This window comes from Bacteroides sp. HF-4919 (assembly GCF_018860125.1).
The window spans coordinates 238031-251211 of the sequence record NZ_JAHKNF010000008.1; the positions used below are offsets into that span (position 1 = coordinate 238031).

The window sequence follows — 13181 nt, forward strand, 5'->3', positions numbered from 1 at the left end:
CCACCCTTGATAAAGGCTCTGTTTATATCATATAGAGGCTCTGATAGAAACCGGAAAAGCCTCTTTATCCAACACATGAAATAAACCTTTTACCAGTCCTCCATTACACCTTCCCTCTTAAAGACGATAAGCTGATTCCGGAGAGTACTGATTTCACGTCTCATCAGTTCCATCCTTTCCAGCAAATGATGAATGGCATCGATACCCTCCATATTGATGGACAGGTCGTAATACATACGGCTGTATCGTTCCACATCGGGAAGTTGCGACGCAAGCAGATAGTGCTCGCCGCCCTCGGTGCGTACCTCAATCAAGCCACCCTCTTCTAACAGGTCGATAAATGAAGGCTCAATATGACATTTGTGACAGTATTCACTGACTATTATTAATTCGGTCTGCATAGCGCTCTTTCATTATTAGTTCATACTCTGTTGTAACTCTCTGAACAGTTCTTTCTGCCTATCTGTCAGACTCGTAGGTATCTTGACTGAATAAGTGACAATCAAATCGCCAAACTGTCCTTCTTTCTTATATATGGGGAAACCTTTACCCTTCAGGCGTACTTTCGTACCATTCTGGGTTTCGGGCTTTATCTTCAGTTTCACTTTACCTTCCAGCGTATCAACCACCTTTTCACCACCCAGTACGGCAGTATAGAGATCGACTTCCACATCCACGTACAGATCGTCTCCGAGACGCTTGAATACAGGATCTTCGGCTATCCGGAAAGTAATATACAGATCGCCTGCCGGACCACCGTTAACACCTTCACCACCGTATCCTTTCAGTTTAATCACCTGTCCGTCGGCTACACCGGCCGGTATTGTGATACGAACCTGCTTTCCATTCACATTCAACACCTGCTTATGGGTCTGTGCCGCATCGCGAAGAGACAGGTGTAGTTCCGCATTAAAATCTTGTCCGCGGAAACCTGAGCCGCCTCGTCCGCCTCCGCCCCTATGCCCGAACATAGACTCGAAGAAATCCGAGAATCCTCCGGCATCACCACCCGAGAATCCTTCTCCATCGGACGAGTACCAATAGGAACCACCGTCTCCGCCAAAGCCGGAGAAGCCGCCTCCACCCGCACCGGCATGCTGGCGGGCCTTCTTCTGCGCTTCGAATTCGTCCGCATGTTTCCAATGTTCGCCGTATTCATCGTACTTTTTCCTTTTCTCCGGATCGCTCAATACTTCGTTGGCTTCATTAATCTCCTGAAACTTATCCTTGGCGCTTGGGTCATTCGGATTCAGGTCGGGATGATATTTACGGGCTAATTTGCGGAAAGCCTTCTTGACATCATCCTGAGAAGCATTCTTGTCAACTCCGAGAATCTTGTAATAATCTATATAAGCCATGTTTTTTATATATTTAAACCTCTATATTAAGTGTATACAAACAACACGCCAACCGGAGTTTTAGGTTCAATTTTTAGCACAAATTAATAGGAATATCGAGCGGTATGTCCTCTTGAACAGGAAGACGGAACCAAAAGCAGGCACCCTCTTCTACTGCCGTATCGACCCCGATCGTTCCTCCCAGGCGCTCTATGATCACCCGGCAGATGGCGAGTCCCAGCCCCGTGCCCTTAACGAAGGAGTTCAGTTTGACAAAACGTTCAAAGACTTTTTCAGCTTTATCGGCGGGAATGCCGATGCCTGTATCTTTCACGAAGAAATAAAGTTCATTCTTCTGTCCGTTCAGCCGGTATCCCAACGTAATGGAACCTTCGGCGGTAAACTTCATTGCGTTATTCATCAGATTGATGATGACCTGCGACAAACGCAAACGATCCGTATTGATCACACAGCAGGGTTCCTTTTCAGTAAACAGAATCTGTACCCCTGGGCGTTGGTTCTTCTGCTGCATTTGCAGGCAGATGTCCTCCATCAGTTCGTTGATATCCGTCAGGGCATAGGAAAAATCCATCGTTCCGGCTTCTATCTTCGACAGGTCGAGAATGTCGTCGATAAGCTGCAACAAAAGTTCGTTATTCGAAGTGACAATCCGGATGTACTCCTCTTTCTCTTCGGCATCATCTGTCTGGCAGATCAGGTCGGAGAAACCGATGATGGCATTGAGCGGTGTACGTATTTCATGGCTCATATTGGCAAGGAAGGCCGACTTCAGCCGATTGGACTCCTCTGCTTTCTCCTTGGCCTCTTGAAGCATACGGTCTACTTTCAGTTTCTCGGTGATATCTTCAAAGCGCAGCAATCCACCGATAATTTCACCTCCCGTATCACTATAAACGGGGGTAGCGGTAATTTCAAAGTCTACATGATCCACATGGGTAATATGCCTCACCATTTTGCCGGTACTGATGGCCTCCTGAAAAGCACATCTTTTACACGGTTTGTCTCCTCGCCCCGTTGTCCGGTAGCAAGTAGTGCCGGGAATATAATGACGTCCGACAACCAGATTCTTTATATTACTGGTCTCTTCCCATTGCACCTTATAATTTCGGTCAATATAAATCAGGCCGAAATCAATACTTCTTAAAGCCAGTTTCTGTTTACGAACGGCTCCCTCCAGTTGCTCTTTGGCAGCCAAAAGCTCCCTTTCGTACATCTTAAGCTGAGTGATCTCCCAACGGGCCACCAGTAACCATTTGCCCAGTTTGCCCGAAGATATGATTGATTTCACCACAAGGGTATCATGCACTTTTCCATCGGCAGTCACATACCTCTCTTCCGCTTTATAGGGTTTTCCGGCTTTAACGAGATCTTCATCTATTTTACGGTACTGTTTACCCCGTTCTTCACCAAAAATATCGGCATCTGAAAAGCCGACGGCATCTTTGCGGCTGATGCCCGACTGCAACTCGGCCTCCTTATTCCAGTACGTGTACTTGAATTGTTCCTGAATATCCTTCACCATAATAGGAAACGGAAGATTATCTAATATCTCAAACAGGAAGCGACGATAGTCATCGTCTGCCGAAGCCGATTTACGAAGCCGGAAGTTCTGAAAGAGCAGGAAGCAAACGGTCAGAAACAAAAATACGGATAACACATAAAGCCATAGATTATCGGTTACCCCCATTACCAATAGTAGTTTGGTTGCCATAATTGCATATTGTGATGAATTGACGGTAAATATAGAAATTATTCTCCGACTTTCACCACAATATGAAACAAAAGCACCTGTAGGGAACAAAGTTTCGAGATACTACACTTATATCCCCAAGTCTATAGTTTAAATGCGTTTTCAGCGAATATTCATCTTCCTGAACATCTCAAAGTCCTCCTTACGCAATCCGATATCGTCGTAAGCCCGCGGCTCATTGTGGTCATTCAGGTAAAAGCGGGGGAACTCCGTATAGGACGGGCTTGCCACGGACAGCGAGTCGTTCACATAGGCAGTAGTCACTCCGGCCAGATCGAGTACCGAATGGAACACTACCCGATTCGAAGCGACAGACTTTTGACGGTTTTGCTGTAAAGCAGCGATATGCTCCGGATATTTCTCCCGGTATGTATCCGAAGTCCAGACAATAAACGGCACGTGCAACTGATAATACGAAGGCACAGGCGACGCATGCAGGAAGAGGTGACGGTCGTCGTCAAAAATATCTTCTCCATGGTCCGAAGTATAGAGTATGGCCGAACCGGCATCCTGTTGCTGCAACAAGCCGATCAGCCTTGCCAGGAAATCGTCGGTATAGCGGATGGAGTTGTCATAGGCATTAATCAGATTGTCCCGATACTTAAATTCGGCATCCGCCGGACTGTCGGGCCGGAAAAACGCAGCCCCGGCAGGATAGCGCTCACGGTAGTTAAAGTGCGAACCATAGGTATGCAACACAATGAATTGTTTGCGGTTCCCTTTGGCAAGTTCCTCTTTCACCAATGCCAGCAGGTTGTCATCCGAAAGGTTCTGACCGGCGGTCAGCGAATCTTCTTTGATGAAATCGCAATGATCGGCCTCTTTTCCGAAGAAGTCTATAAAAGAATTATTGTAACGCTGATTGGAGAAAAAAGCCGTTTTGAAACCTGCCTCCCTGAAAGCCGTAATAATACCTTTCTGATGGTAGATAGAGTCGAAATTCTCTGCCGAAACAGCGGACATCAGCATCGGAACGCTCTTATGGGTTGTGTTCGACTGGGTCAGCACATTCGTGAAAGCCGTAAGATTGGGTATTTCCGACAATTTGGGGTTCGTCTCGCGGTCATAGCCATACAACGACCAGTTGAGAGCACGGGATGTCTCCCCCACAACCAGCACGTATATCTCGCGGTCCTCCGCCGGATGGGTAGCAGTAGCATGGAAAGTAAAATCCTTCGAAGTCTCTGCATAGTCGAGGGTCTGCGCGTTGCGCTCTACGGCAAGCACCACGTTGTAGCACACATTGACCGGATATAAATCGGTGGTCATCTCATATTTCTTATCCAGCAAGTAGGCAGCTCCCAACGAAAGAAAGCCAACGGCAAGTACTCCCCACGCACGTTTCCGTTGCCTACGGATAAAGTCGACAGAGAGCCTGCGTTTACGAACTATGGAAATCATACCCAGTATCAGGGCGGGTATATACAGTATCACGATCGTAACGAGGGCCGGCAGCAGATTATCGAGCAACTCCATGGCTTCGGAAGAATTGGTCGTAGCCAGATTGAGGAACATATCCACCGCTATGATGGACTGCCCGAACAGATAGAGCAACACGATCTGAAAGGCCCCGAAGAATACAAAAAGAAACAATATCCAGAGCATCTTTCCGCAATTCCTGGACAGGGTCATAATCAGATAATAACAACCCAAAGGTAACAGAACGTTGGCAACCTTGGCCACAAGCGGTAAAGGTTCCGTGAAACACAGTGCTATGTTGGGCACAATCAGCACAAACAAAAACAGGTAGAACAAGTTCTCCTGATTATCGAACCATTTCTTTATCTTATTAAAAAGCTTCATTGATATTAAATATAAATCCGGTCTGGCCTTTTCCAAACCCTAAATCCAATCGTACATTCACTCTCTTCTTGAACTCCCACCGGTAGCCGAATCCATAATTGGGAAGTATATGTTGCACCTCGAACGAAGAAAAGTCGGGAAAAACATTTCCGGCTCCCACCCAGACAGCTACTCCGTTACGTTTCCATACATGCTGCCGGAGTTCAACCTGCATATCCACCACATTCTTGTCACGGAATCTGCCATCGTAATATCCGCGCATGGAATACGAACTTCCCAATGTTGCCATCAATCCCCAGGGCGGATTGCCGTAAGTCAGCAGCGTATGAAATTGTCCGGCAAGTATTCCACCTTTCCACACCTTACGATAGTAGCTTGTGGTCAGCTCCGTACTGCTGAATGCGTAGTCATTCCCCAGAAACGCAGGACTGAAACGCTGGTCTATGCGCAGATAATACCCCTTATAGGCATTCGTGAGGAAGTCCCGAGAATCATACACAAGGGAAAGCCCTGCACTGACGTTGGTCGTACGGGCGTCCATCCCCTGCCAAAGTTCGGGCTTCTCAAAGTTGCGTCCGTCGATATAATCGAAACTTGCCATAGGTCCCAGATAGAAGTTTTTTGCCAAACGGAACATAAAGTCGACTTTCACCTGTGCCTGGAAGCGCTTGTAACTGCTTTCATTTTCGTCATTCACCGCATTCCGGTATCCTATTCCCCAATACAAACTGGGAAAAGAATAAAAATAAAGGTTATAATTCAGCCTGTATTTATCTTTCGGAAAGATATGATTGCCCCGAACGCCCAGCAGATAGAATCCGACAGTGGACACATCGCCATACAATGATACGGTGGAAAGCGGCAGAAGTGTATCGGCACGGTCGGTACGGTATAATCCGGCAGCCACCAGTCCCAGCCCAAGCTTGGTATCACTGGAATAATGCGGACCGCCAATTACACTGAAATCAAACTTCTTGTTCTTCTTCTCCTTATTGGCATCATTGAAGTAATCAAGGAATTTCTTTAAAAAACTACGCTTCACCGCAGTAGAGTCGGCAACGACAACAGTAGAGGCGGAATCCTCCGCAACAGGAATATACGTAATCGGTGAGAGACTATCGTTGCAGTTCTCCCCCTGTGCCAAAGATACAGTCCACAGTGCGGAAAAGCATCCAAGTAATAGCCAGTTTTTGTGTTTAGGTTTCATATATTGTTCCCTCTTAAGAAAACTCAATCTACAAAAGTAGTTTTATCATTCCTTGTTACAATCATATTACATTCTCTTTTATCATTTATTGCCTCCATTTAACACTTAATAAACGAAAAAAGTTCAGAATATACCATATAAAGCAATATCAAATTCTAAAAACTTGTAAACGACACATAATATCAGCTAATAAAACTACCCTATTATTCTTTAAGTAAATTAAATCCGCTTTATTTGCATTGTACAACTTAACACATTCCCCAACCTTAAACAATGCTTCCATTATGAAACGGAATTACTGGCTTTTGGCCATTGTTTTCTTGCTTTCCACCCTGCACGCTCAGGCAGGTGAATGGATACGGATCAACCAACTGGGCTACCTCCCCCAATCTAAAAAGGTAGCCGTATTTATGAGTGAAGTACCGGTTGAAGTGAACAACTATTCACTGGTCGATGTATTCACCGGAAAAACGGTACGTACTTTCACATCTCCCCGGAAGACAGGCCCGATCGGACAAATGAAATCAACCTACCGGCTGGACTTCAGTACCTTTGATACACCCGGAACCTACTATCTAAAAGCCGGAAAAGCAGTATCGCCCCACTTCCCCATCAACCACCGCGTATACAACGGAACGGCCGACTTCCTGCTGAATTACATGCGCCAGCAGCGATGCGGTTACAACCCCTTCCTGAAAGACAGTTGCCATGTACATGACGGCTTTATCGTGTATCATCCCACAAAGACCGGACAGCACACCGATGTCCGGGGAGGATGGCATGACGCGACCGACTATCTGCAATATACCACAACCTCGGCCAATGCCATTTACCAGATGATGTTTGCCTATCTGCAAAACCCGGAAGCTTTCGGCGATGCTTACGATGCTGCCGGACACCCTGGAGCTAACGGCATCCCGGACATTGTGGACGAAATAAAATGGGGGCTCGACTGGTTGAACCGGATGAACCCTGCCCAAGGAGAACTTTACAACCAGATTGCCGATGACCGGGACCATGCAGGGATGCGCCTGCCCGGCAAAGATTCGGTGGACTACGGCTACGGACGAGGACAAGGGCGCCCGGTTTACTTTTGCAGTGGTGAGCCTCAGGTTCGCGGCAAATTCAGGAATGCAACCACCGGAGTGGCCAGTACCGCAGGCAAATTCGCCTCTTGCTTTGCACTGGGGGCAAAGGTACTGAAAGATTTCTATCCGGACTTCGCCCAAGAAATAGCCTCTAAAGCAGATAACGCCTATCAGGAGGGTATAAAGAAACCCGGGCCCTGCCAAACGGCCTCGGTAAAGTCACCCTATATTTATGAAGAAGACAATTGGGTGGACGATATGGAACTCGGAGCCATGGAACTGTTCAAAGCTACCGGCGACCCCAAATATCTGGAGCAGGCAGTAGAATACGGAAGGCGTGAACCGGTGACACCGTGGATGGGTGCCGACAGTGCCCGCCACTACCAATGGTATCCGTTTATGAACATGGGACACTACTGGGTAGCCAAAGCTTCGGGCAACGAGCGCCTGCGCGACGAATTTATCCGGAACCTGCGAACCGGAATACAGCGAACGTATGAAAAAGCCGTCGGTAGTCCTTTCCTGCACGGCATACCTTATATTTGGTGTTCGAATAACCTGACCACCGCCATGCTTACGCAATGCCGGCTTTACCGTGAGCTGACAGGCGACACGACTTATGAAGAGATGGAAGCCTCTCTGCGCGACTGGCTCCTGGGGTGCAACCCGTGGGGAACCAGCATGATTGTAGAGCTACCTTTATCCGGAGATTATCCGATACAGCCTCACTCTTCATTGCTGAACGCAGGAATAGGCAACACTACCGGCGGACTGGTGGACGGCCCGGTATACCGTACCATCTTCGAAAGTCTCCGGGGAGTAAATATGGAGGGCATTCCGGGAATGCCCGGACAGGATTACGAACGTTTCCAACCGGACTTAATGGTCTATCACGACGCCCTTCACGATTATTCGACCAACGAACCGACCATGGACGGAACCGCTTGCCTGACCTACTACTTATCTTCTTTGCAGAAAGACGGAATGAAGCAGGCAAACGCAGCAGCAGATAAGAACATCTACAGCAATGGCGGCATTGTACGTACCGACCCCTCCAAAAAACAAATCACGCTCGTATTCACCGCCGCCGATAGAGCGGACGGAGCGGACACCATCATCAGTACCCTGAAAAAGCAAGGTATCAAAGGGGCATTCTTCTTTACCGGAGAATTTTACGAACTCTATCCGGACGTAGTGCAACGCCTGCTGAAAGAGGGACACTACGTCGGCAGTCACAGTTACGGACATTTGCTGTACAGCCCGTGGGAAAACCGCGATTCGCTGCTGGTGACGCGCGAAGAGTTTGAAAAAGATCTGTTGAAAAGCTACGAAGTGATGCGAAAGGCCGGTATTGAATTTAAAGACGCACCGCTCTACATCCCACCTTACGAATATTACAACCGGCAGATTGCAGCGTGGGCGAAGAGTATGGGTATTCAAGTGGTTAACTTCACACCTGGGACAGGCAGCAATGCCGACTATACCACACCGGACATGAAAAACTACCGAAGCAGCCGGAACATTTATGATAGAATCCTCTCGGTAGAAGCCAGCGAAGGACTGAACGGACACTTGATGCTGATCCATTTCGGAACAGACGATCGCCGGATTGATAAGTTCTACCACGGCTACCTTGAACGGTTGATTAAAGTCCTGAAGAAAAAAGGATATAAATTTGTCCCGTTGCGGGAGGCTGTCGGGATATAGAGACAGCTTTTACTTAATGTAGAATAAGATAAAGGTTAGTTAAGAAGGTTATCATAATAGGTATTTAAGGTAGACAATCGACCGGATTGTTTTCAGTAAACAAACCCCTCCACCCCCAAGGAGCGTGGTTTGAATAAGCGAAGGTCCGCGCCTGCGAAGGTCCGGACCTTTATTATGCCCTCACGGCTCTTTCATACTCAGCCTTCTTCTCATACAAAAAACACGTTTCGATCTTCCATCTTCCACCTTTTAGAGTGCATGCCGTTGATTGTGAGATGTATAGATTGGTGGAAGATGCGGTTTTTATGCCATTTATCTTCCACCCCCATCTTCCATCTTCCACCTGCTGTTTTAGGGGATATTTCAGTAGTAACGGCTTGGAAAACAAATGGATATGTCCAATTTCTTATCCGTTTATCTCTCTAAAAGCATTTCATTTCCCTTACTCTCTTTAGTGCAAATGGTCGGATCCTTATCTCGGCCCGGGCATGCGGGCTCATCGGCCCGGGTATACGGGCTCATCAGCCCGGGCATGTGGGCTCATCAGCCCGGGTATGCGGGCTGGGATAAAGAGTTATATGATAATGGTTAATCTGCTGGATTTCTTCGGTAATAGTCGGCCGGATTCTTTCTTAAAAAAGAAACAACGAAGCGCTGCTTCCGCATGGCTGTGTGCGAATGGAAGGTTTTGTGGGGGGCAAGGGAGGAAGACGGTTGTTAAATGAAAGAGCCGTGATTATGCCTTCCCTCCAAGACCGGCTCCGTTTCTCCGAGACATCTGTTTGCCAAGTTGCACAACTGGTATGCCATATCTCCTAAAAGAGAAGGAATTTGCCTCCCGGACAAAAATAAAACGCTATACAGTAAGGTTTCTCCCATGAAATATTTATCTTTACCGTCACAACTTTAATCATACGGATATGAAAAACAAGATACTCCCGCTACTGCTACTTCTGGGAAGTACGTATGCCGCAGCACAAACCGTAATTGAAAACCCTTCTTTCGAAACACGCCAGGGAAGTGCACACACCATCTCGAAGATAGAACTATCTCCGACAGAAACCCGGCTCACGATACGGACGGTATTCCGCCCCCAATGGTGGACCAGCATCGACAGCCTGACTTATATTTATGCCCCCGAAAGCAGAAAGCAATTTTATCCTCTCCGCATAGAAGGGCGCAAATTTGGCGAACGCGTAACGACTCCCGCCTCAGGAATAATAGAAAACGACTGTGTCATCACCTATCCTCCCCTGCCCGAAGGCACAACCCGGATAGATTGGATGGAGGACGATCTTAAATCGGAAACCAACACCTATGGCATTCTGCTGGTGAAACCGCAGGAGACCAAAGAGCAGGCCTTCCTTCGCGAAATCCGTGGAAACTGGCAGCAGACAGATGCAGGAAACGGATGGGACATCGGAATTTACGATTCACTTGCCATCATGGATAACCGGTTCTGGAAATATGAACTTTGCCGGAAACAGGGGAAAAAGCTCAAACTGAATTTAAGGAATGAAACTGACGGACAGTGCCAACTTGAAATAACACAAGAAAAAGACGGCAACATACGCATCGGCAAAAACGGTGAAAAAGAGAAAAAGTATATCCGCGCCGGACTGCCCCATCGAAATTACGCATCGGTAACAACTGCTTCCACTACTCCCCGGACTGATTTTTTCCGGAAAGATACGGCTCACATACGTGGTTTTCTGGATGGATACAACCCGCAGTTAGGATTTACCACCGCCCTGATCTATACAGACAATCATATCACCCGCGAGAGTAGTCCCGCCCTGGTGACCATCCATCCGGACGGACGTTTCGAGTCGGACTTCATTGTCAATTATCCTGGGGTACATCACCTTAGTCTGGGCAGCTGTTGGATAGGGTTTTATGTCAAACCGGGCGAAACACTGATCCTTTACCTCAGTTGGGAAGACCTGCTGGACTACAACCGGCAAAGAAGGTTGAAACCCATGCTGACAGAAACTCAATATATGGGGGCTTCAAGCACTTTCAACCAAGAATTGATGCCTTGTGAACCGCTCTTCTCAAGAGACTTCAACATCCTGTTGAAAGCATGCGGCACGCTGACTCCCGATGAATTTAAAGCACAGCAAAAGCCGATGTACGACCTGTGGATGCATCGGCTCGACTCGTTGGAACAATCAAAAACGCTGCAACCCGAAGGAATGCAAATGCTGAAGAATAATGTGAAAATGATGTACGGCAGCTGGCTTCTCGATTTTATCCTGCAAAGAGACATGAATGCCCACAAAGATACCACCAACGCGATATTAAAAATAAAAGAGGCTCCGGACTATTATGATTTCCTGAAAGAAATGCCGCTCGATGACGTCCGTGCCATCGGTTGCAGTTCTTTTTCAACCTTCATCAACCGACTTGAGTATATGAACCCTTTAAACCGGGCAAGTTGGCAAATCAAGATCGGCACAGACGACCATGTGAAAAAATATGCGGAAAGCTGGCAAAAGAAAAAGGAGATATTGGAGGACACGACAGGAATCCCATTCCCAATGGCCGGAGAACTCATTCTCACCCGTTCTTACCCCTTCCTGGCCGGAACTCTCAAGGATGGGAAAAAAGCTTTCACACTACTCAATATCCTGAAAAGCTATTTACACGAGCCATTCCTTATGGCAGAGTCCGAACGTATGTACCGTCAGATTTATCCGCCACAAGGGAACCAGCCACAAGAACTTCCGGCAGGGAAAGGAACGGATATCATCCGCAAAATCGTAGCACCTTATCATGGAAAATTGGTGGTCATTGACTTTTGGGCAACTACTTGCGGGCCTTGCCGTGCCAGCATCGAGCATCATGCAGATTTGCGAAAAGAGTACCGGAACAGTCCGGATATCAAGTTCATCTTCATCACCAGTGACAGTGAATCACCTGAAAAAGCTTACAACGATTATGTAGAGAAGAATCTGAAAGAAGAAGTCATATTCCGCCTTCCGCAAAGCGACTATAACTATTTGAGGGAGCTATTCCACTTTAACGGTATCCCCCGTTACGTATTACTGGACCGGGACGGAAAACTGCTGAACGGGGATTTTCCGATGTACAACATCGAACAATTCCTGAAAGAATCTAAAATAAGAAAAGAATAAGAAGACTTCACCACGGAGTAACACAGAATCCCAAAGAATTTAATTTCTATCATTCTCCCTCTGTGAGACTCTGTGCTACTCCGTGGTGAGCATCTGGCGCTATTGGATGCAATCCTATTTTTTCAATATCCGGATAAACGTATCGATGTCCTCCTCCGTTGTGTCAAACGAAGTAACCAAACGAATTTCATCCGCCTCTTCATTCCAAAAATAAAAAAAGTAAGATTGCAGCATACGATCTATTTCGGCGCGAGGCATGGTCAGGAATAATTGGTTACTTTCCACCTTTTGGGTGAAACGCACACCGGGAATCTGCTTCAAAGCTTCATAGAGACGTTTGGCCATCGCATTGGCATGCATTGCGTTCTTCAACCACAGTTCCTCTGTCAGATAAGCCGTGAACTGGCAGGAAAGATAACGCATCTTCGATGCCAGTTGAGCCGATTGCTTGCGTACGAATCGAGCTTCCGCTTTCAACGAATCATCAAATACGATCACACACTCTCCCATCATCAATCCGTTTTTGGTTCCGCCAAAACTGAGCACATCGATACCGCAATCTACGGTCAATGCTTTCAGTGAAAGGCCGAGGGCAGCACAGGCATTGGCTATACGTGCACCATCCATATGTACCCGCATCCCGTGTTGGTGGGCCAGTAAGGTAATTGCTCTCAACTCTTCCGGCGTATAAATAGTACCCAACTCCGTACACTCCGAAAGATAAACAGCGCCCGGCTGCGAATGGTGCTGGTCACCAAAGCCATGCAGATAGGGAGCGATCAGTTCAGGTGTCAATTTTCCGTCGGGAGTGGCTACGGGACGGATCTGGCAACCGGTCATCTTCACCGGAGAACCACATTCGTCTACATAAATATGTGCAGTTTCGGCACAAATAATAGAATTATAAGGACGAGTCAACAGTTGCAAAGCAATGACATTACTGCCTGTTCCATTGAAAACAAACAACGGCTCACAGTCGGCAACAAATATTTCTTTAATTTTCCGGACAGCTTCTTTTGTCCACGAATCGTCACCATAGCCCAGCGCATGATCTTGATTAGCCCGTGTCAGAGCTTCCATGATGGCAGGGTGTACACCCGAATTATTATCAGAGGCAAAACTTCTCATAGT

8 protein-coding genes are annotated in these 13181 nt (G+C 47.2%); 2 read left to right on the top strand and 6 right to left on the bottom strand.

What is annotated here, in order from left to right:
- Positions 1–89: 89 nt before the first annotated feature.
- From KO473_RS15145 to KO473_RS15165, 5 genes are all read right to left on the bottom strand, one after another.
- The gene (locus KO473_RS15145) at positions 90–401 is read right to left on the bottom strand and encodes a chaperone modulator CbpM (RefSeq protein ID WP_005780772.1); all 312 of its coding nucleotides are present in this window, start codon (positions 399–401) and stop codon (positions 90–92) included.
- A 15-nt stretch (positions 402–416) separates the two neighbouring features.
- Entirely contained in the window at positions 417–1358 is a 942-nt protein-coding gene (locus KO473_RS15150; RefSeq protein ID WP_005821314.1) for a DnaJ C-terminal domain-containing protein, read from the bottom strand.
- Positions 1359–1431: 73 nt separating this feature from the next.
- Positions 1432–3069 (bottom strand): ATP-binding protein, encoded by a 1638-nt coding sequence (locus KO473_RS15155; RefSeq protein ID WP_032535629.1) that lies wholly within the window; start codon positions 3067–3069, stop codon positions 1432–1434.
- A gap of 141 nt (positions 3070–3210) precedes the next feature.
- Positions 3211–4911 carry a phosphoethanolamine transferase gene (locus tag KO473_RS15160; RefSeq protein WP_005821318.1) on the bottom strand — a complete coding sequence of 567 codons (1701 nt, stop codon included), beginning with the start codon at positions 4909–4911 and terminating at the stop codon, positions 3211–3213.
- Positions 4898–6118: a BamA/TamA family outer membrane protein gene (locus KO473_RS15165; RefSeq protein WP_122130190.1), complete on the bottom strand. Its 1221-nt coding sequence runs from the start codon at positions 6116–6118 to the stop codon at positions 4898–4900. Before KO473_RS15165 ends, KO473_RS15160 begins: the two co-directional genes overlap by 14 nt.
- A 284-nt stretch (positions 6119–6402) precedes the next feature.
- Here KO473_RS15165 and KO473_RS15170 point away from each other — a divergent pair, with 284 nt between their 5' ends.
- The gene (locus KO473_RS15170; RefSeq protein WP_005821322.1) at positions 6403–8913 is read left to right on the top strand and encodes a glycoside hydrolase family 9 protein; all 2511 of its coding nucleotides are present in this window, start codon (positions 6403–6405) and stop codon (positions 8911–8913) included.
- A gap of 920 nt (positions 8914–9833) precedes the next feature.
- A complete protein-coding gene (locus KO473_RS15175) occupies positions 9834–12050 on the top strand; it encodes a TlpA disulfide reductase family protein (RefSeq protein ID WP_005821325.1) in 2217 nt (738 codons plus the stop codon).
- A gap of 114 nt (positions 12051–12164) precedes the next feature.
- Here KO473_RS15175 and KO473_RS15180 read toward each other — a convergent pair whose 3' ends face one another.
- Positions 12165–13178, bottom strand: coding sequence for a low specificity L-threonine aldolase (locus tag KO473_RS15180; RefSeq protein WP_005821326.1), 1014 nt, complete (start codon positions 13176–13178; stop codon positions 12165–12167).
- Positions 13179–13181 lie beyond the last annotated feature (3 nt).

What these genes read in the sequence shown, in the direction of transcription:
- KO473_RS15170 (WP_005821322.1), top strand. Translation starts at nt 6,403, where the DNA reads ATGAAACGGAATTACTGGCTTTTGGCCATTGTTTTCTTGCTTTCCACC.
- KO473_RS15180 (WP_005821326.1), bottom strand. Translation starts at nt 13,178, where the DNA reads ATGAGAAGTTTTGCCTCTGATAATAATTCGGGTGTACACCCTGCCATC.
- KO473_RS15175 (WP_005821325.1), top strand. Translation starts at nt 9,834, where the DNA reads ATGAAAAACAAGATACTCCCGCTACTGCTACTTCTGGGAAGTACGTAT.
- KO473_RS15150 (WP_005821314.1), bottom strand. Translation starts at nt 1,358, where the DNA reads ATGGCTTATATAGATTATTACAAGATTCTCGGAGTTGACAAGAATGCT.
- KO473_RS15145 (WP_005780772.1), bottom strand. Translation starts at nt 401, where the DNA reads ATGCAGACCGAATTAATAATAGTCAGTGAATACTGTCACAAATGTCAT.
- KO473_RS15165 (WP_122130190.1), bottom strand. Translation starts at nt 6,118, where the DNA reads ATGAAACCTAAACACAAAAACTGGCTATTACTTGGATGCTTTTCCGCA.
- KO473_RS15155 (WP_032535629.1), bottom strand. Translation starts at nt 3,069, where the DNA reads ATGGCAACCAAACTACTATTGGTAATGGGGGTAACCGATAATCTATGG.
- KO473_RS15160 (WP_005821318.1), bottom strand. Translation starts at nt 4,911, where the DNA reads ATGAAGCTTTTTAATAAGATAAAGAAATGGTTCGATAATCAGGAGAAC.